Origin of the sequence: Pseudoxanthomonas sp., assembly GCF_002863005.1 — a bacterium.
Lineage (GTDB): Bacteria > Pseudomonadota > Gammaproteobacteria > Xanthomonadales > Xanthomonadaceae > Pseudoxanthomonas_A.
This window is the reverse complement of the sequence record NZ_PKDG01000021.1, coordinates 60,553-80,304: the sequence shown is the minus strand read 5'-3', so window position 1 is coordinate 80,304 and position 19,752 is coordinate 60,553. Positions and strand designations below refer to the sequence as shown.

The following is a 19,752-nucleotide window of genomic DNA, read 5'->3' as shown; positions in this document are numbered from 1 at the left end:
GGCGGCATCAGTCCTGCGAACGTTTCGTCGGCACGTTGGTGTCGCTACCGAAATCCGCGATGCGCCACAGGTACTGCGCGGCGTAGGTCCGGTAGGGCCCCCACTTCTCGCCCCGCTCCAACAGTTTCTTGGGCGTCGGCATGGCATCCAGCCTGTCGACGAACTGCGCGCCCTTGCGCACGCCCAGGTCGTCGATCGGCAATACATCGGGGCGACCCAGGCGGAACATCAGCATCATCTCCACGGTCCAGCGCCCGATGCCGCGCACGGGCACCAATGCCGCGACGATCTCGTCCTCGTGCATCGTCGACATCTGCCGCAACGTGGGGATCTCGCCCCGCTGTTCGCGCAAGGCCAGGTCGCGCAGCGCCAGCGTCTTGTTGCCGGACACGCCGCAGGCGCGCAGTGCGGCGTCGTCGATGCTGCCCAAGGTGTCGTGGTGCAGGCGTGTGCTGCCGATGGCCGCCTCGACCCGACCCACGATCGTGGCGGCGGCCTTGCCGCTGAGCTGCTGGTACAGGATGGCGCGCGCGAGCGCATCCACCGGATCGAACGAGGTCTTCCACGTCGGCTGCGGCGCGATGTACCCGATGCGCTTCATCCAGGTTCCCAGCCGCCGGTCGCGCCGGGCCAGATGGTCCCAGGCCTGTTCCGTATCGAAACCGCGCGCGTGCCGGGGCATGGCGTCAGCGACGGACGGCGTCGACTGCCCAGATCACCCAGCCGAGCATCAGGGCAATGCCCCCCGCCGGCGCCAGACGCGTGGACACGCCACCGAGTGCGCCTGCGGCCAAGCTGCCCGCGAACAGCAGTGTGCCCAGCAACAGCAGGCAGAGCGCCGCCTTGCCCATGCGCCGTGTCGTGCTGGGGCCCAGCGCCGCCAGGGCAAGGCCGTGGCCGAATGCGAACAGTGCGGCGGTCTGTGCGTGGGACTGCGCCTGCGCAGCGGCCATCCCGTGCGACGCATAGGCCGACAAGCCCACGGCCATCGCCGCGAGCAGCCCTCCGCACAGGGCCAGGAACGAAGGTTTGCGTTGGCGGCGATCGTAGTTCATCGGCTCACGGGTCCCGGAGTCGGATGGGCATCCTGCCAGCGGAGGACGGCCAGTCGCGGAACGCCGGCCCCACAAACGCAACGCGCCGCATGAAGCGGCGCGTTGGCGTGGAACCGATCATCCGGGACGGTCGTCCGGGAAGATTTACTGCTTGACGGCCCAGTAGATGTCGAACTTGCCGGTGGCCTCGAACGAGCCGTCGACACCCGACTTCCATGCCTCGTACGGACGGTCGACGACTTCGTGACCCGAGGTGACCGCCCAGGCACGCAGTGCGTTGCGCTGGTTGTCCAGCTCCGCCATGTAACCGGTGTAGCTGGCGAAGGCCGACTTGCGGGCTTCGGTGCGGACGTATTCGACCGGGGCACCGGACGGAATGGTGACCTTCAGCTCACCCGTCGAAGCGACCGGCGCGGCGGACACCGGCGGCGCGATCGGGCCGGCGTTCTCGGCTGCATCCGGCTTCGGCGCGGCGCTGCCCTTGCGGACCGGCTGCGCGATGTCGAAGGCGTACTTCTCGGTGCCGAAATCGGTGGTGATGATGCGCAGCGGACCGGCGGCGACCAGGCCGTTGGCGTCCATCACGCGCTTGATCCACTCCTGGTTCTGCTTGATCGAGGCCTTGATGGCGTCGTTGGTGCGGTCGATGTTGCCGGCGTTGACGACCAGCAGGTCTTCGGTGGGCACGTCGACGATCTTCAGGTCGGTCAGCGGGCTGCCTTCGGTGCGGTAGTCGAAGTTCGGCACGGTGGCCAGCATGTTGGTCAGCTTGCTCAGGCCGGCCTTGACGGCGTCGCCGACGTGGCGGCTGACGTACATGCCCGCGTAGCGGCCGAGCAGGTTGAAGCCGTAGGTGACCTCATAGCTCTGGGTGACCTTCACGTTGCGGTTGTTCTTGCCGCTCGGCGTCAGCGTGAAGACGCTGCGCTTGTCGTCGCCCATGCGCTTGTCGACGATCGAGTAGGCGATCTTGCCGGGACCACCGGTCGGCGCCGGGCGCTCGCTCTCGACGATTTCCCAGCTGCCCTGGCCCCAGGCGGCATCGGCGGAGTTGAATTCCACCTTGGCGCCCACGCCCGTGTTGTTGTCGCCGCCGGAGTAGCTCAGTTCGTTGGCCGCGCTCGGGATCAGCGGGTTCCAGTCCTTCAGTCGGCGCACGTTGTTCAGCGTGTCGAACACGATGGTCATGCGACGGTTGGTCTCGACGCTTTCCTCCAGCTGGCGCTTGGAAGGCAGGATCAGGCCGATCACCAGAAACAGCGCCAGAACCAGCGCCAACGCAATCACGAACTCGATCAAACGGGTCATTCAGGAGTCTCCGGGGGCCGGTGCCTCGGCCGTGAAAAAAATGCACCGCGCATCCTAGCAGGGTTGCAGGGCTTCGCGCAGCCCATCTGACACCGGTTGGCCGCCCCGTTCCGGGCACGTACGCGGGCGCATGTCGTCCCCTCACGCGAAGCGCTGTTGCGCTGCAGCGACGGGCATTCCGGCCGTTCAATCGCTGGCAGGACCGGTCGGCCGGACCCTTCTCTTCCCGCGGAGCCGACGGGATGTCCGCAGGGCCCGGCCGGGGCTCAGACGAGCTGCAGTTCGAAGGCCTTCAGCACGGCCCGCGTCCGGTCGCGTACGCCAAGTTTGGACAGGATGTTGGACACGTGGTTCTTGATGGTGCCCTCGGCCACGCCCAGCGAGTTGGCTATTTCCTTGTTGGAGAAGCCGCTGGCCATCAGCCGCAGGATCTCGGTCTCGCGATCCGTCAGCGGATCGGGCCGATCCAGGCTGACGAACTCGTTGCGCATGTGTTCCAGCCCCGACAGCAGGCGCTGGGTGACCGCCGGTTGCACCAGCGAGCCGCCATCGGCCACGGTGCGGATGGCGCCGACCAGCTGCTCGAGCGAGACATCCTTCAGCAGGTATCCCTTGGCGCCCGCCTTCAGCCCGGCGAGGACCAGTTGGTCATCGTCGAACGTGGTCAGGATGATGGTGGGCGGCAGCTGACCCGTGCGCGCCAGCGCCTGCAGGGCTTCCAGGCCCGACATGACCGGCATGCGCATGTCCATCAGCACCACGTCGGGCTTGGCCTGCGGAACGACCTCGATGGCCTGCTTGCCATCCGCCGCCTCGGCCACGACCTCGATGCCGTCGTCCAGCGCCAGCAGGGAGCGGATGCCCTGGCGCACCAGGGTTTGATCGTCGACCAGACAGACACGGATCACGGGGTTCCTCCGGAGCTGAGCTCGGGTATGGGTTCGGGTGGGGAAGCGGAAGGGGCGTCGAGCGCCGGGGCCGCCTCGCTGGCGGGCAAGGCGATGTGCAGGCAGAAACCCCTGCCCGGCTGGGTTTCGATGCGCAACACGCCGCCGTACTGGGCCAGGCGCTCGCGCATGCCGGTCAGGCCATTGCCCGCCACCACCCGGGGACTGCCGGCGCCGTCGTCGCGGGCATCGATCAGGATGTTGGCACCCTCGCGCCGGCAGTGCAGCCACAGGTGCTGGGCGCCGGCGTGGCGGACGGCGTTGGTGATGATTTCCTGGGTACACCGCAGCAGCACGTGGGCGCGGTGCGGATCCTCCAGGGTCAGCGGTTCTTCGATATCCATGCGGATGTCGAGGGAGGGCACCTTTTCGGCCAGCGGCACCAGCGCCGCCCCGAGGTCGATCGCCCCGCTGTCGCGCAGCTGGCTGACGGCTTCGCGGACGTCCGTCAGCAACAGCCGCGCTAGGGTATGCGCCTGCTTCACGTGCTCCTGCGCGCGCCCCTCGGTCATGTGGCCGGCGACTTCCAGGTTCAGGCTGAGCGCGGTCAGGTGATGGCCCAGCAGGTCGTGGAGTTCCCGGGAGATGCGGGTGCGTTCGTTGACGCGGGCACTCTCGGCGAGCAGCACGCGGGTGGCCCGCAGTTCGGCATTGAGCCGGCGCTGGTCCTCGCGTGCCTGCGCCTGCTGGCGCGCCACGTAGGTGGTGATCAGCACGAAGGCCGAAAACCCCACGTAGAACATGGACTGGAACAACGCCTCCCAGAAATTGAAGTCGTCGCGCGCCATGAACGACGGCACCAGCAGGACATGCGCGGCCAGCAGCCATGCGACCGCGAAACGCAGCTCCAGCAGCCAAGGCAGCACCCCCGCCATGATCAGCAGCAGCACCGCGCCCAAGCCGGTCTGGGTATAGAACCCCACGCCGATCGCGGTCGCCGTCAGCACCATCGCAAGCGGCACGTTCCAGGCGACCGGCACCGCGTCGCGCTGCCCATCCAGTGCACGGGTGGCCACCCAATAGATGGCGCCGAACGTGAAGTAGCACAGGGCGGTCAACGGCAGGTTCACGCCCTGCCCGTCCGTGCCGCTGGACGGCGGCAACACCCACACATTCAGGATGATGGGAATCCCCACCAGGGCCCACGTGTAAAGCCCGGCGGCGCGCAGCAGGCGGGTATGGCTGAGTCTTCCCAACATCCGGGCATCTTAGGCGGAATCGTCCACGCCCATGTCCCAACTAAAGTCATGCCGACGTTGGAAGGAAGGTCGGCCGGGTTCATCCGCGGCTCACCCGCGCCTCGCCGGTCGCGGCGGCACCATGCGATAATCCGGCCTTGGCCTCGTGCCGCCCTGCAAGACCCGTTCGGAGTCAGGTAATGTCGATTGTCATCCGCGACGTGCGCGAGCACGAGCTGGATTCCGTCCTAGCCCTCAACAACAATGCCGGACTGGCGATCCTGCCGCTGGATGCGGCCAAGGTCCGCCGCTTCTACGAGACGGCCGAATACTTCCGCGTCGCCGAGCGCGACGGCAACCTCGCCGGTTTCCTCGTCGGCTTCGGCTCCGCCGCCGACCACGACAGCAGCAACTTCGCCTGGTTCGGCGAGCGCTATCCCCGGTTCTTCTACATCGACCGCATCGTCGTGGCCAGCCGCCGTCGCGGCGGCGGCGTCGGACGCGCGTTCTATGCCGACGTTCAGAGTTTCGCGGAGCTGCGCTACCCGCAGCTGGCCTGCGAAGTCTTCCTCGACCATGGCGCGGACCCCGCCCTGCTCTTCCACGGCAGCTTCGGCTTCCGCGAAGTGGGCCAGAACGTCATGGCCGAAGCCGAGGTGCGCGCGAGCATGCTGATGAAGGAACTCTGCAGCTACCCGTGGGTGCGCGAAACCTATGGCGACGCCCTGCCCGACGTGCCTTGGGCGCGGACCCGCCTGCTGGCCGACGCCAGCGCGCAGAGGCCGACGGGCACATGAGCGTGACGCGAGCTCCCATGGATTACGAACAGGCGGGCGAACTGAAGATCGGCCAGGTCGGCATCGCCAACCTCCGCATCCGCACCCTCGACGTCGACCAGTTGATCCGCGAGATGCGCGAACGCGTCGAACGCGCGCCCAAGCTGTTCGGGCGTGCGGCGGTGATCGTCGATTTCGGAGGCCTGACCCGGCTGCCGGACGTCGACACCGCGCGGGCCCTGATCGACGGCCTGCGCGGCGCCGGCGTGCTGCCGGTGGCGCTGGCCTACGGCACCCGCGAGACCGAGACGCTCGCCGAACACCTCGGCCTCCCCCTCCTCGCCAAGTTCCGCGCGCAATACGAGCCCGTGGGAGGCACGCAGGCGCCGACGACGCCCGCGCGCCCTGCGCCCGAGCCCGTCCCGGAGAAGGCGCCTGCGCCCGCCAAGGCCGCGGAAAGCAAACCCGGCCTGGTGCAGAAGACGCCCGTGCGTTCGGGCCAGCAGCTGTATGCCGAGAACCGCGACCTGACCGTCCTCAGCACGGTGGGCGCCGGCGCGGAAGTCATTTCCGACGGCTCCATCCATATCTATGGCGCGTTGCGCGGCCGTGCGCTCGCCGGCGCGCGCGGCAATGCCGACGCCCGCATCTTCTGCCGTGAATTCCATGCCGAACTGGTCGCCGTCGCCGGCCACTACAAGGTGATGGAGGAAGTACCCAAGGAACTGCGCGGCAAGGCCGTGCAGATCTGGCTGGACCAGGACCAACTCAAGATCGCCGCGCAGGACTGAGCGCGGCGCAAACCGAACATAAGAACGACCAAGGAGAACACCGTTGGCTGAAATCATCGTAGTCACGTCCGGCAAGGGCGGCGTCGGCAAGACCACCACCAGCGCCAGCATCGCGTGCGGGCTCGCGCGCCGCGGCAAGAAGGTCGCGGTCATCGACTTCGACGTCGGCCTGCGCAACCTCGACCTCATCATGGGCTGCGAGCGCCGCGTGGTGTACGACTTCGTCAACGTCACGCAGGGCGAGGCCACGCTGAAGCAGGCCCTCATCAAGGACAAGCGCTTCGAGACGCTGTACGTGCTGGCCGCGTCGCAGACGCGCGACAAGGATGCGCTAACCAAGGAAGGCGTGGAAAAGGTGCTGAAGGACCTGTCCGACGACGGCTTCGACTACGTCGTCTGCGACTCGCCCGCCGGCATCGAGAAGGGCGCATTCCTCGCCATGTATTTCGCCGACCAGGCCATCGTGGTCGTGAATCCGGAAGTGTCCTCGGTGCGCGACTCCGACCGCATCCTCGGCCTGCTGGACTCCAAGACCCGCCGCGCCGAAAACGGCGAGCCGCTGAAGGCCAACCTGCTGCTGACGCGCTACAACCCGGCGCGGGTGGAAGGCGGCGAGATGCTCAGCATCAAGGACGTGGAAGACGTGCTGGGCCTCAAGACCCTGGGCGTGATCCCCGAATCCGGCGACGTGCTCAACGCGTCCAACAAGGGCGAACCGGTCATCCTCGACCTGGAATCGCCGGCCGGCCAGGCCTATGACGACACCGTCGGCCGCCTGTTGGGCGAAGACCGCCCGATGCGTTTCATCACCCTGGAGAAGAAGGGTTTCTTCAGCAAGCTGTTCGGAGGTTGAGCATGGGCCTGTTCGATTTCCTCAAGGCGAAGAAGAACACCGCCGAGACCGCGAAGAACCGCCTGCAGATCATCATCGCGCAGGAACGCAATTCGCGCGGCGCTCCGGATTACCTGCCGCTGCTCCGCCGTGAACTGCTGGAAGTGATCAAGAAATACGTCAACGTCGACGTCGATGCGGTGAAGGTCGACCTGATCAAGGATGGCGACCACGATGTGCTGGATATCTCGGTCGCGTTGCCCGAAGGCAATACCTGACGAGACCGACGTGGTCGGGTGGAGCCTGCTCCGCTCGATATTGTCAGGTCAGGAACGAAAGGCAGCGGAGCAAGCTCCGCTCTACGCATGACGCCCGACGACACTGCTGCCATCGATGGGAACGCCGGGGTGATGCGGGTGCGCGAGCTGCCGCCCGGCGCTGCCGATGCGCTGCTTGCGTCCCATGGCCTGTCGCTCCATGTCGTCGACGATGGCGCACCGATCCCCGGCAGCTTCTGGGGCGAACCCGAGGCCGGCGTCATTGCCCACAACGTCTACGTGCGCGGCGATACGCCCGTGCACTCGATGCTGCACGAAGCCTGCCACCTGATCGTGCTGCCGGACGAGCGCCGCGCGCAGGTGCATACCGACGCCACCGATTCGGTGATCGAAGAAGACGCCACCTGCTGCCTGCAGATCATCCTGGCCGACGCGCTGCCCGGCGTGGGGCGCAAGCGCCTGATGGCCGACATGGATGCCTGGGGCTATACCTACCGCTTGGGGTCGACACAGGCGTGGTTCGAGCAGGATGCGGATGACGCCCGCGCCTTCCTGAAGGATCGCGGATTGCCCCACCTCTGAGCCCCTCTCTGTAGGAGCGACGTCAGTCGCGACCGTACGCCTTCCGGTCCCGGGGGACCCGATGCCTCCGCGGTTGGACACCGACGCTACGCGCTCGCGACTGACGTCGCTCCTTCGGGGGAACAGGCGCCGCACTTGCCGCCCTTCGCCCGTCTCACTACCCTTCGGGTTCCCGTGCCAGCCGAACCCCGAAGGACGCCCCGTGAAGCATCGCCACCTCCTGCTCGCCCTCGCCGTCGGCGTGAGCATCGCCACGCTCGCCGCCTGCAAGAAGGACGAGCCTGCCAGCGACAAGGCCGCCACACCCGCGGCGCCGAAGGGCGAGACCGCCGACCAGTTCATCGCGCGCGTCAACGACGAGTTCAAGAAGATGTATCCGGAGCTGACCGCCGCGCAGTGGCTGTCCAGCACCTACATCAACGATGACAGCCAGCTGCTGGCCGCCAAGGGCAACGAGCGCTACCTCACCCAGCTCAACAGCTGGATCGAGCAGGCGAAGAAGTTCGAAGGCCAGCAGATGTCGCCCGAGACGGCGCGCGCCATCCAGTTGCTCAAGCTGGCCACCGCGATGCCGGCACCCAAGGATCCGGCCAAGCTCGCCGAGCTGACCCAGATCGCCACGAAGATGGAAGGCACTTACGGCGCAGGCACCTACTGCACCGGCGAAGGCGATGCGAAGAAGTGTCGCCAGCTTGGCGAGCTGGAAGACGTATTGCGCAGCAGCCGCGACTACGACGAACAACTGGACGCGTGGCAGGGCTGGCACACCATCGCCCAGCCGATGCGCGGCGACTACACCCGCTTCGTCGAACTGGTGAACGAAGGTTCCAAGGAAATGGGCTTTGCCGACGCCGGCGAAATGTGGCGCAGCGGCTACGACATGACCCCGGCCGAAATCGCCGCCGAGACCGATCGCCTGTGGGGCCAGGTCAAGCCGCTGTACGAGCAGCTGCACTGCTATACCCGAACCAAGCTGCAGGCGACCTACGGCGTGGAGAAGGGCCAGGTCAACGGCCTGCTGCCGGCCCACCTGATGGGCAACATGTGGCAGCAGGACTGGGGCAACCTGTGGGACGTGCTGGAGCCCTACAAGGGCGCCGGCAGCCTCGACATCACCGGCGCGCTGGAGAAGCAGTACCAGGCCGATTACCAGGCCGCCCTCGCGAAGGCGGGTCCGGGCCCCGGCACCGATGCGCTGTTCAAGGCCGAGCGCGAGGCGCAGCTGCAGGTCGCCAGGCAGATGACCGAGCGCGCGCAGGACTTCTACACCAGCCTCGGCATGCCGAAGCTGCCCGAGAGTTACTGGGCGAAGACGCAGTTCATCAAGCCGATGGACCGCGACGTGGTGTGCCACGCCAGCGCATGGGACATGAACATGGCCGGCGACGTGCGCACCAAGATGTGCATCAAGCCGAACGAGGAAGACTTCACCACCATCTACCACGAGCTCGGCCACGTGTACTACTACCTGGCCTACAACAAGCTGCCGCCGCTGTTCCAGACCGGCGCGCACGACGGCTTCCATGAAGCCATCGGCGACACGATGGTGCTGGCGATGACGCCGGACTACCTGAAGTCCATCGGCATGGTCGATGCGACCGCGCAGAGCAACGAAGCACTGATCAACGCCCAGATGCGCATGGCGCTGGCAAAGGTGTCGTTCATGCCCTTCGGCCTGATGATCGACCGCTGGCGCTGGGGCGTATTCGACGGCAGCATCAAGCCGGCCGACTACAACAAGGCATGGTGGGACCTGAAGGCGAAGTACCAGGGCGTGGCGCCGGCCACCGCGCGCGGCGAGGACTTCTTCGATCCGGGCGCGAAGTACCACGTGCCGGGCAACACGCCCTACACGCGCTACTTCCTCTCGCACGTGCTGCAGTTCCAGTTCTACAAGGGCCTGTGCGATGCGGCCGGCTACAAGGGCCCGCTGTACAACTGCAGTTTCTACGGCAACAAGGCGGCGGGCCAGAAGTTCTGGGCGATGCTCGAAAAGGGCGCCAGCCAGCCGTGGCAAGGCACGCTGAAGGAACTGACCGGCACCGAGAAGATGGATGCGGGCGCGGTACTGGAATACTTCGCACCGCTGCAGGAGTGGTTGAGGCAGCAGAACGAAGGCCAGACCTGTGGCTGGCAGACGCCGGCCACGGTCGCCGCACCGGCGCCCGCGGCACCTGCGAAATCGTAAGCTCGCCACCGGGACGGGCCGCACGTGGCCCGTCCTTCTTTCCGGAAACGACATCGCAAGGATGACCGACGCATGAAATCCGCCCCGACGCTCGGCCTGCTGGCCGGCCTGTTGCTGGCCTCGCCCCTCACCGCCTTCGCAGGCATCGACCAGGTCGCCGGCGAAGCCAGCCGTACGCCGGTGCAGGCCACGCCGGTATGGAAGTGGGCGCAGTTCCCCGCCCGCAGTGCGACATCGCTGGACTACCGGGAAATGCGCCTTGAGCGCCTCGTCGAGCTGGAGCGCAAGAACGGCCGTGCGCAGGTGAAGGCCACGCAGATCGGCCTCGCACGCCACCTGTCGACCGAAGGCATCGCGCGCACGACGCCCGCACTGCGCTGGATTCCCCTGAAGAATGGGGGTGCGGTCGCACGCCTGCAGGTCGCATCACCGGATGCGCTGGGTCTTCGCGTCGGCCTGCAGGTCGGCGGGCTGCATCCGCACGCCGAGCTGAGGTTCGCAGGCTCGGACGAGCCGGGACGCGTCATCGCCAAGGTCACCGCGGCCGAAGCGCAGTCGCTCGCGGATGGAAATGGCCTGTACTGGACGCCCGCCACCGATGGCCAGACGCAGATCATCGAGATCTACCGTCCCGCGCACGTCAAGGCGACGCAGGCCCGATTGCAGGCCCCGCAGGTCTCGCACCTGGTCACCAACAGTCGCAACGACTTCAAGATCATCGAGAAGGTGGGCGAATCGGGCACCTGCAACATCAACGCCGTCTGTCGCGTCGATCAGCTGGGTCCCGCGTACGTGCAGGCCAAGAACGCGGTGGCGCACATGGTGTTCGTCGAGGCCGGCAAGAGCTACATCTGTACCGGCACGCTGCTCAATGACACGACGGCGTCCACCCAGGTCCCCTATTTCTATTCGGCCGCGCACTGCATTTCGGACCAGACCGTCGCCAACACCTTGAACACGTACTGGGGTTACGAGAACACGGGCTGCACCACCGCCAATGGCGTCAAGCAGAATCCCCTGACGGGCGGCGCGGACATGTTGTTCGTCGACAGCGCGAGCGACGCCCTGCTGCTTCGCCTCAAGAATGCGGCACCCGCAAGCGCGACATTCGTCGGCTGGGATGCCAGCCCGGTCGCGTTGAACGCGGACGTGGTCGCTATCCACCACCCCGCCGGCGATGCCAAGAAGGTCTCGCTCGGCAAGTCGATGACGGGCAGTCCCTATCCGGAACGGTTTGCCGCCGGCTGGCTGGAAGGCACGACGGAGGGCGGAAGCAGTGGCTCGGGCATCTTCACCCGCTACAGCGACAATTCCTATCGCCTCCGCGGTGGGCTGTACGGCGGCTGGGCGACGTGCGCGAACGCCGGCAACCTCAGCAACTCGCAGAACCGCGACTTCTATTCCCGCCTCGACTTGATCTTCCCGCAGATCAAGCAGTGGATCGCGGCCGATCCCGTACGCGAGAACAGTTCGCAGCCGTTGGTGCGTTCGTCGACCGCCGTCGCGCAGGGCCAGGGCGCCCGCGTCGCGCCCGTCACGCAGACGCTGACGCCGCCGGCACCGACGACGCCCGCGCGCCAGCGACCCGCGCCCGCTTTCAGGCCGATCCGGCAGGAACGCTGACCCCGCCCGTGACATCAAGAAAAGGCCGGCCATCGCCGGCCTTTTCTTTTCGCACACCTGGACTTCATCACCGGCTCACCTAGCCGCACGAGGCTGCCCTCCATCGCCTCCACGTCGCGCGCCATGCCCACCATCTTCACCCACGCCCTGCTTCCGCTGGCCGCAGGCGCCGCGCTGGGCACCGCGCGCCTGCCGCCCCGCCTGATCGCCGCCGGCATGCTGACGGCCGTGCTCCCCGATGCCGATGTGGTCGCGTTCAAGCTCGGCATCGACTACGCGCATGCCCTCGGCCACCGCGGCGCCAGCCATTCCCTCATGTTCGCGTCGCTGTGCGGCATGATCGCTGCGTGCGGTGCGCGGTGGTTCGGGGCGCCTGCACGCACGACGTTCCTGTTCATCGCACTGTCTGCCGCCTCGCATCCGTTGCTGGACATGTTCACGGACGGCGGCCTCGGCGTAGCGCTGTTCTGGCCGTGGTCGGATGTGCGTCATTTCGCGCCGTGGCGGATGATCGAGGTGTCGCCGTTCGTCAACCGGTTCTTCAGCGCGCGCGGCATCGACGTCTTGCTGTCGGAACTGCGCTGGGTGTGGTTGCCGGTGCTGACGTCCGCAGGATTGTTGATGTGGCTACGTCGCCGGCAAGCGACGCTGTAGGAGCGACGTCAGTCGCGACCGCACGAATGGACTTGTCGATGAAGGTCGAGAAACGCAGGGTGGCGGCGACCAAGCTTTCCAAGTCATCCTTGTTCTCGGCATGGACTCGCTGCGGTCGCGACTTACGTCGCTCCTACATAGAAGCGCACCGACTCAATTCACGTCCGGCGCCGCGTCCGGCTTGCTGGCCTTCATCTGCTCGGCGAGCTGCGCCTCGAACTGCTCCAGCGTCAGCCCCTGCGCGGCCGCCTCGATCACGGCGGTGTCGCGCAGTTCGTCCGAGTAGACCAGCCGCACCGGCTGGCCCTGTGCCTCGTGCAGGGCGGCGGCCTGCTTGATCATCGCCAGTACTTCGGCCGCGCTGTCGGAACTGCCGGCGATGCGGCCGTCGAGCCCCAGCACCCATACGCCGGCCTGGCGCACCACGCCGGCCAGCAGCTCGCCCTCGGGATTGCGCAGTTCCGCATGCGGCTCGATGGCCGGTGCATTCGCGCGTGCCTGGTTGTGCGCCTTGGTCGCCTTGCGCTTCTTCGCCTCGCGGCGGGCCTTGGACTGGATGGACATGGAAGTTCTCGCAGGACGTCAGAGTTGATCGGTGGGTTCCAGCGCAGCCGGGTTGCGCGGACACGCGAGTCGGCGGCGGTGGGCATGGGCTTCCCACTGCCACATCAGCCAGCCCAGCAGCACGAAGCCGGCCATCCCGAGCGCCAGGTGCAGGCCATGATGGCTCAACAGCGGTGACAGCACACCGGCGATGACGGCATTGACGATCAGGTTGCTGAAGGCCTGCAGCGACGAGGCCGCACCGCGCTGGCGCGGATACATGTCGAGGATCGCCAGCGTCAGGATCGGGAAGACCAGCGCCACCCCCAGCGCCGCCAGCATCATCGGCAGCACCGCCCACGGCACGCGGATGTGGTCGCCGGCCCAGGCGTTGTAGCCCACGTTGGCCAGCATCGCCAACGCCATGCAGGTGTAGCCGATCTTCACCAGCCGGGTGCCTTCGATGCGCCCGGCGGCACGACCCGACAGGAACGCACCCAGCACCATGCCGCCGATCGTGGGCAGGAACAGCCACGCGAACTGCTGTTCGTCCAGGTGCAGCAGGTCCATCACGAATGCAGGCGCCGAGGCGATGTACAGGAACAGTCCCCCGAAGCTCAGCGAACCCGCCGCGGCCAGCCGCAGGAAGCGCGGATTGCGCGCGATGCCCACGTAGTCGCGCAGCAGGATGCGCGGGGACACCTTGAGGCGGGCCTGCGGCGGATGCGTCTCCGGCAGCCACCCCACCACGGCCACGATCAGCAGCAGGGAGAAGCCGGCCAGAAACCAGAAGATCATCGGCCAGGCGCTCCAGCCGAGGATCCAGCCCCCCACGATCGGCGCGATCGCCGGTGCGATGCCGAAGATCATCGACACCTGGCTCATCAGGCGTTGCGCATCGTCGCCATCGCGCGCATCGCGGATGACCGCACGGCCGACGATGAAGCCGACGCCGGCCGACAGGCCCTGCACGGCCCGGAACAGCAGCAGCGTGCCCATGTCGGTGGCCAGCGCGCAGCCCACCGACGCCAGCAGGAACACGCACAGCCCGCCCAGGATCACGCGCCGGCGACCGAACGTGTCCGACAGCGGGCCGTGCACCAGGCTCATCAGCGCATAGGTCAGCAGGTAGACACTGATGGTCTGCTGCATCGCCACCTTGTCCGCGCCCAGGTGCGCGCCCATCGCCGGGAACGCGGGGAAGATGGTGTCGATGGAAAACGGGCCGAACATCGCCAGCCCGCCCAGCAGCAGGGCCAGGCGGCGGTTGGAGATGGCGTGGGGGGCACTCATTGCGGGGGAACTCCGGACAGTCACGGCACGGCTGCATGAACAGGCCGCGCCGGGCTGCACATGGTAAGCCCAAACCGCCGGTGGCCCGCCCCGACGGGCTATAATCCGCCGGCAAGACCAGGTGGGAGAAGCCCGTCGCCCGCGACGTGCTGCCGAAGGCGCAAACGCCCGTAATCGCTCAGGCCCGATACCACCGCTGCCGCAAACACTCTGGAGAGACCGGTCGCCCTCGTGGCCGCACCGGCGCCGAAGGGGCACGAAGCACGCGACCTCCTCGTCGGCGCGCTTCCAAACTCTCAGGCAAAAGGACAGAGGGGCACCCCACGTGCGGCTTCCGCACGCTGGCCCTATTCGCCCTTCCGGATGCCTGCCATGTCGAACACCCCCTCCCTGCGCGAGCTGGAACACCACGGCGCGTTCCTCGAACGCCACATCGGCCCCAACGACGCCGAGATCGCGCACATGCTTCGCGTGGTCGGCCACGATTCGCTGGACGCAATGACCGACGCCATCGTGCCGGGCAGCATCAAGTCGGCGCAGCCGCTGGCGCTGCCGGCGCCGATCAACGAGGAGGAAGCCCTGGCCAAGATCCGCGCCGTCGCCGACCGCAACCAGGTCTTCCGCAGCTTCATCGGCCAGGGCTACTACGGTACCCATACGCCGAAGGTCATCCTGCGCAACATCCTCGAGAACCCGGCCTGGTACACCGCCTACACGCCTTACCAGGCGGAGATCTCGCAGGGCCGCATGGAAGCGCTGATCAATTTCCAGACCATGGTCACCGACCTGACCGGCATGGAAATCGCCAGCGCCTCGCTGCTGGACGAGGCGACCGCCGCCGCCGAGGCGATGACGCTGGCCAAGCGCTCGGCCAAGTCGAAGTCGAACACCTTCCTGGTCGCCGGCGACACCCATCCGCAGACGCTGGAAGTGCTGGCCACGCGCGCCGAACCACTGGGCATCACCGTCGACGTGGTGCGCTCCACCGACGCCTTCCACGAGAAGCTCGCCGCCGGCGACTACTTCGGCGTGCTCGTGCAGTACCCCGCCTCGAGCGGCTGGGTCGAGGAGTGGTCGAAGGACGCCGACGCCATCCATGCGCACAACGCGCTGTTCGTCGTCGCCACCGACCTGCTGGCATTGACCCTGCTCAAGCCGCCGGGCGAGATGGGCGCCGACATCGTCATCGGCAACTCGCAGCGCTTCGGCGTGCCGTTCGGCTTCGGTGGCCCGCACGCCGCGTTCATGGCCTGCCGCGACGCCTACAAGCGCAGCATGCCGGGCCGCCTGATCGGCGTGTCGGTCGATGCCGAAGGCAAGCCGGCTTATCGCCTCACCCTGCAGACGCGCGAGCAGCACATCCGCCGCGAGAAGGCCACGTCCAACATCTGCACCGCGCAGGTGCTGCTGGCCGTGATGGCCAGCATGTACGCCGTCTACCATGGCCCGGAAGGCCTGGCGCGCATCGCCGGCCGCGTCGCCCGCCTCACCGCCATCCTCGCCGAGGGCCTGCGCACGCTGGGCTATCCCGCCGTGCATGCCAGCGCGTTCGACACGCTGTGCATCGAACCGGGCGATGCCCGCGACGCGATCCTGGCGCGTGCCAAGGCCGCCCGCCTGAATCTGCGCGTGCGCGGCAACGGTTCGCTGTGCATCTCGCTGGACGAAACCACCACCCGCGCCGACATCGACGCGCTGTGGGGCGTGTTCGCCGCTGAAGGCGCCACGCTGCCGTCGGTCGACGCGCTGGACGCCAGCGCCCCGTCGCTGATCCCGGCCGCCCTGCGCCGCACCAGCGCGTTCCTGACCCACCCGGTGTTCAACACGCACCACAGCGAACACGAACTGCTGCGCTACATGCGCGCGCTGTCCGACAAGGACCTGGCCCTGGACCGCACCATGATCCCGCTGGGCAGCTGCACCATGAAGCTCAACGCCACCGCCGAGATGATCCCGGTGACGTGGCCGGAGTTCGGCAATATCCATCCGCTGGCACCGGCCGAGCAGGCCGCGGGCTACACCCAGCTGATCGACGAGCTGGAAGCCATGCTGGTCGAATGCACGGGCTACGACGCCGTCAGCCTGCAGCCGAATTCCGGTGCGCAGGGCGAGTACGCCGGCCTGCTCGCCATCCGCGCCTACCACCGCGCGCGCGGCGAAGCGCATCGCGACATCTGCCTGATCCCCGAATCCGCGCACGGCACCAACCCGGCCAGCGCGCAGATGTGCGGCATGACCGTGGTGGTCACCAAGTGCGACGCCAACGGCAACGTCGACGTGGAAGACATCCGCCGCGCCGCCGAGAAGTACAGCGACCGCCTGGCCGCGATCATGATCACCTACCCGTCCACGCACGGCGTGTTCGAGGAAGACGTGGTCGCCATCTGCGACATCGTCCACCAGCACGGCGGCCAGGTATACACCGACGGCGCCAACATGAATGCCCTCGTCGGCGTGGCCAAGCCCGGCAAGTGGGGCTCGGACGTGTCGCACCTCAACTTGCACAAGACGTTCTGCATTCCGCACGGCGGCGGCGGCCCCGGCGTGGGTCCCTGCGCGGTGAAGGCGCACCTCGCGCCGTACCTGCCGAAGAAGCTCGGCGGCGAAGGCGACGTCGGCATGGTCAGCGCGGCCAGCTTCGGCAGCGCCAGCATCCTGCCGATCAGCTGGATGTACATCACGCTGATGGGCGCGGCCGGGCTGCGCAAGGCCACGCAGGTGGCGCTGCTCAACGCCAACTACGTCGCCAAGCGGCTGGAAGCGCACTACGAGACGCTCTACACGGGCCGCAACGGTCTGGTCGCGCACGAGTGCATCCTCGACCTGCGCCCGCTCAAGGACGCCACCGGCATCAGCGCCGAGGACGTCGCCAAGCGCCTGATCGACTTCGGCTTCCACGCGCCCACGCTGAGCTTCCCGGTCGCCGGCACGCTGATGGTCGAGCCGACCGAAAGCGAATCGCAGCACGAGCTGGACCGCTTCATCGACGCGATGATCGAGATCCGCGAGGAGATCCGCGCGATCGAGGACGGCCGCCTGGACCGCGAGGACAACCCGCTCAAGAACGCGCCGCACACCGCCACGATGGTGATGGCCAGCGAATGGACCCACGCCTATCCGCGCGAACTGGCCGCGTTCCCGCTGGCCACGCTCAAGCAGCAGAAGTACTGGCCGCCAGTCGCGCGCGTGGACAACGTCTACGGCGACAAGAACGTCATGTGCGCCTGCATCCCGGTGGATGCGTACAAGGACGAAGTAGACGCCTGAGCGAGGCGCCTTGGATGACGAAGAAGCCCCGCCAAAGCGGGGCTTCTTCTTGCGACCTTCGCTGGGTAGTCAAGGGCGAGCCGATGTCCGCGAAGCGGACATCGGCCTGATTCAACGGAGGTGACCGCCTGTTGGAACTCCATTGCGTCACCCGCTGACGACGTTGGGCTTCGGCTCCTGGCATAGCCTTCCATGGAAACAGCACTAAACCCTATAGCCTGAGCCAAGCTGCTGACGTCGAGCTTCAGAAGTCCCACCGGCCAGTGATGGAAAGCGGCACCGAGACGCGGCTGCCGGTGTCGTTGATGGATGCCAGACCGAGTCCGGCGATCGCGGAATCGTCGTCGGAAAGATCGCCGATGTAGTTCACCCCTGCGGCGAGCGTCATGCTGAAGCGTTCGGTGAACGAGATCTGCGCACCGGCTTCGAGTCCGCCGCTCAGCGCCCAGTCCTTCTTGTAGAACGGCGCGTTCGGAATCGTGATCGCAGCGTCGGGAATCTCGAAGGTGGCCCGGATGTCGTCGGTTTCAGTCGCGCCGACTCGCGCCGCGATGAACGGCCTGACCCGGCGACCGTCGCCAAAGAAGTGCCGGTAGCCCACCTCCCACGTGTACGCGTTATAGCCCGAGAACCTGCCGAAGACGTCCAGCTCGGTATCGAGCGCCGGCACATAGGCGGCACCGACGCGCACGCGACCATCATCGGCGCTGGTCTCCCTGGCCTGGAGGAATACTTCGCTGCGGTCACTCAGTCCATAGCCCGCTTCCAGACCCCAGGACATGGCGTTGCCGTAGATCTGATCGTGGCTGCGGGAGCGGATGCGCAACTCCGCGCTGACGCCTGCCAGTGCGGGATTCAACGGGCCGAGATCCGGCACTGGCGCCACAGCGCCGGTGTGGACGTCGCCGCTGACCGGCATGTCGACGCCACCGAGCACCGACATCGAGAATTTTCCCTGCTCGGGACCCGTTGCGAACGCCGGCGCTGCCGCCATCAGCAAGGCAGCGCCAAGAAGTTTGATCTGCATGTCCCTCTCCCATCAGAGCAAATGACGCCTACCGACTGTAGGCACGTGCGTTACGCATGAGTGGTCGAAGCGGATTCAACGACGCGCAGGACGTAAGCGTCCCTTCCAGAGCTCCTCACGCCGTCTCCACATTGCTGTATGCGCTTGTCGTTCGGGGGAGCCACCGCGACACCCTGCGGGCATCTCCGATACTGGTTGCGTGTGGATTCGACCTACGGGTAGACGTGTCGATGAAAGTCGTCATCAACGGAGCGGGTATCGGGGGCACCGCCCTCGCCTACTGGCTGCACAGGCTCGGCCATGATGTGACGCTGGTGGAGCGTGCGCCCCGGCTGCGCAGCGTCGGGTTCGTCATCAACCTCTGGGACATCGGCTACGACGCGCTGGAAAAGATGGGTTTGCTGCCCGCACTGCTGGAGCAACAGCACGTTGCCGACGCGTTGCGCATGGTGGATGCCGCCGGGCGTACCCGTGGCGGGTATCCGTCCAGCGTGCTGAAGACGGCCCTGGGTGTGCGCCTTCGCGACTACGCGACGCTGCTGATGCGGCTGCCCGTCTTCCCCACGCTCCTGATGGGGCGCTACTTTCACGACGAAGCGACGTTGCCGGATTACGGAATCTGAGGCACACGCTCAGCGCGCGGCCGCCAGCGCCACGGCATCCGCGCCTGCGGGGAAGCGCAGGTGCCCGCTGGCGTCATGGACCGCGGCCCAGACCGCCTGCGCGACATCGGTTTCCAGGGTGAAGGCACTGGCATCGGTGAAGCCCGCGAATACGTCCTGCGCATAACGTCCATACGCTTCGGGCACCAACCCGCGCATGCGCTCCTCGCCGTTCGCCGCGAAGCGCGTGGTGGGTGCATAGCCGGGTTCGACCAGGCGCACCGCCACGTCGAACGCGCCCAGTTCGTGCGCGAGCGAGGTGGTGAACCCTTCGATCGCCGTCTTGCTGGCGGTGTACGCCGCCACCAGCGGCATCGGCGCCAGCGTCGCACTGGAGGTGACGTTGACGATGATGCCGGCACGACGCGCGCGGAACTGCGGGATCACTGCCTGCGTCATCGCCATCGTGCCGAAGGTGTTGGTCTCGAAGATCTCGCGCACGGTCGACATCGGCGTCGCCTCGAACGCGCCGAACAGTCCCAACCCCGCGTTGTTGACCAGCACGTCCAGCGGGCCTGCCGCCTCAAGGGCGATGGCGATGCTTTCGGGCTCAGTGACATCCAGCGCCAGCACGCGCACGCGCTCGTCGCTGGGCAGCAGTTCGGGGCGCGGCGTGCGCATGGTGGCGATCACGCGCCAGCCCTGGGCATGGAAGTGGCGGGCGGTCTGCAGGCCGTAGCCGGAGGAGCAGCCGGTGATGAGGATGGTCTTCATGGGTGACGTCCCGGGTGGTTGAACAGGCCGCCAC

At 67.1% G+C, this 19,752-nt stretch carries 19 protein-coding genes and 1 riboswitch; of the genes, 10 read left to right on the top strand and 9 right to left on the bottom strand.

Annotation, left to right across the window (positions count from 1 at the left end; genetic code table 11):
* Positions 1-7: 7 nt before the first annotated feature.
* The 5 genes from CYU89_RS10825 to CYU89_RS10805 all read right to left on the bottom strand — a co-directional run bounded on the left by CYU89_RS10825 (position 8) and on the right by CYU89_RS10805 (position 4,509).
* Complete coding sequence (locus CYU89_RS10825) at positions 8-682, bottom strand: DNA-3-methyladenine glycosylase (RefSeq protein ID WP_296280904.1); 675 nt, start codon at positions 680-682, stop codon at positions 8-10.
* A 4-nt stretch (positions 683-686) separates the two neighbouring features.
* A complete protein-coding gene (locus CYU89_RS10820) occupies positions 687-1,055 on the bottom strand; it encodes a DUF423 domain-containing protein (protein WP_296280902.1) in 369 nt (122 codons plus the stop codon).
* 144 nt (positions 1,056-1,199) lie between these two features.
* The gene (locus CYU89_RS10815; protein ID WP_296280900.1) at positions 1,200-2,363 is read right to left on the bottom strand and encodes a polyketide cyclase; all 1,164 of its coding nucleotides are present in this window, start codon (positions 2,361-2,363) and stop codon (positions 1,200-1,202) included.
* A 266-nt stretch (positions 2,364-2,629) separates the two neighbouring features.
* Entirely contained in the window at positions 2,630-3,271 is a 642-nt protein-coding gene (locus CYU89_RS10810; protein WP_296280898.1) for a response regulator transcription factor, read from the bottom strand.
* A complete protein-coding gene (locus CYU89_RS10805) occupies positions 3,268-4,509 on the bottom strand; it encodes a sensor histidine kinase (RefSeq protein WP_296280896.1) in 1,242 nt (413 codons plus the stop codon). Before CYU89_RS10805 ends, CYU89_RS10810 begins: the two co-directional genes overlap by 4 nt.
* A gap of 179 nt (positions 4,510-4,688) precedes the next feature.
* Here CYU89_RS10805 and CYU89_RS10800 point away from each other — a divergent pair, with 179 nt between their 5' ends.
* The 8 genes from CYU89_RS10800 (at position 4,689) to CYU89_RS10765 (ending at position 12,212) form a co-directional block, all read left to right on the top strand.
* Positions 4,689-5,285: a GNAT family N-acetyltransferase gene (locus CYU89_RS10800; protein ID WP_296280894.1), complete on the top strand. Its 597-nt coding sequence runs from the start codon at positions 4,689-4,691 to the stop codon at positions 5,283-5,285.
* Positions 5,282-6,055 carry a septum site-determining protein MinC gene (gene minC / locus CYU89_RS10795; RefSeq protein WP_296280893.1) on the top strand — a complete coding sequence of 258 codons (774 nt, stop codon included), beginning with the start codon at positions 5,282-5,284 and terminating at the stop codon, positions 6,053-6,055. The genes CYU89_RS10800 and minC overlap by 4 nt, the downstream gene beginning before the upstream one ends.
* A gap of 43 nt (positions 6,056-6,098) precedes the next feature.
* On the top strand, positions 6,099-6,908 hold the full coding sequence (gene minD / locus CYU89_RS10790; RefSeq protein WP_296280891.1) for a septum site-determining protein MinD: 810 nt from the start codon (positions 6,099-6,101) through the stop codon (positions 6,906-6,908).
* A 2-nt stretch (positions 6,909-6,910) separates the two neighbouring features.
* Positions 6,911-7,165: a cell division topological specificity factor MinE gene (gene minE, locus CYU89_RS10785; protein ID WP_296280889.1), complete on the top strand. Its 255-nt coding sequence runs from the start codon at positions 6,911-6,913 to the stop codon at positions 7,163-7,165.
* A 132-nt stretch (positions 7,166-7,297) separates the two neighbouring features.
* Positions 7,298-7,747, top strand: a complete 450-nt coding sequence (locus CYU89_RS10780; protein WP_296280959.1) for a hypothetical protein — start codon at positions 7,298-7,300, stop codon at positions 7,745-7,747.
* A 202-nt stretch (positions 7,748-7,949) separates the two neighbouring features.
* Positions 7,950-9,935, top strand: a complete 1,986-nt coding sequence (locus CYU89_RS10775; protein WP_296280888.1) for a M2 family metallopeptidase — start codon at positions 7,950-7,952, stop codon at positions 9,933-9,935.
* Between the two features lie 72 nt (positions 9,936-10,007).
* A complete protein-coding gene (locus CYU89_RS10770; RefSeq protein ID WP_296280887.1) occupies positions 10,008-11,558 on the top strand; it encodes a hypothetical protein in 1,551 nt (516 codons plus the stop codon).
* A 123-nt stretch (positions 11,559-11,681) separates the two neighbouring features.
* Positions 11,682-12,212, top strand: a complete 531-nt coding sequence (locus CYU89_RS10765) for a metal-dependent hydrolase (protein ID WP_296280886.1) — start codon at positions 11,682-11,684, stop codon at positions 12,210-12,212.
* Between the two features lie 153 nt (positions 12,213-12,365).
* On the opposite strand, the gene CYU89_RS10760 is transcribed toward CYU89_RS10765, so the two are convergent.
* Together CYU89_RS10760 and CYU89_RS10755 are read right to left on the bottom strand one after the other, a co-directional pair.
* On the bottom strand, positions 12,366-12,776 hold the full coding sequence (locus tag CYU89_RS10760; RefSeq protein ID WP_296280885.1) for a hypothetical protein: 411 nt from the start codon (positions 12,774-12,776) through the stop codon (positions 12,366-12,368).
* Positions 12,777-12,794: 18 nt separating this feature from the next.
* On the bottom strand, positions 12,795-14,048 hold the full coding sequence (locus tag CYU89_RS10755; protein WP_296280884.1) for a multidrug effflux MFS transporter: 1,254 nt from the start codon (positions 14,046-14,048) through the stop codon (positions 12,795-12,797).
* Between the two features lie 200 nt (positions 14,049-14,248).
* Positions 14,249-14,370: riboswitch (glycine riboswitch) on the top strand.
* 41 nt (positions 14,371-14,411) lie between these two features.
* Here CYU89_RS10755 and gcvP point away from each other — a divergent pair.
* Positions 14,412-17,315, top strand: a complete 2,904-nt coding sequence (gcvP, locus tag CYU89_RS10750; protein WP_296280883.1) for an aminomethyl-transferring glycine dehydrogenase — start codon at positions 14,412-14,414, stop codon at positions 17,313-17,315.
* 244 nt (positions 17,316-17,559) lie between these two features.
* On the opposite strand, the gene CYU89_RS10745 is transcribed toward gcvP, so the two are convergent.
* A complete protein-coding gene (locus CYU89_RS10745) occupies positions 17,560-18,342 on the bottom strand; it encodes an autotransporter outer membrane beta-barrel domain-containing protein (RefSeq protein ID WP_296280882.1) in 783 nt (260 codons plus the stop codon).
* Positions 18,343-18,572: 230 nt separating this feature from the next.
* Between CYU89_RS10745 and CYU89_RS10740 the strand changes: the two genes are divergently transcribed.
* Positions 18,573-18,965, top strand: a complete 393-nt coding sequence (locus CYU89_RS10740) for an NAD-binding protein (RefSeq protein ID WP_296280956.1) — start codon at positions 18,573-18,575, stop codon at positions 18,963-18,965.
* A gap of 9 nt (positions 18,966-18,974) precedes the next feature.
* Here the strand turns inward: CYU89_RS10740 and CYU89_RS10735 are convergent, their stop codons facing one another.
* Positions 18,975-19,718, bottom strand: a complete 744-nt coding sequence (locus CYU89_RS10735) for an SDR family oxidoreductase (protein WP_296280881.1) — start codon at positions 19,716-19,718, stop codon at positions 18,975-18,977.
* Positions 19,719-19,752 lie beyond the last annotated feature (34 nt).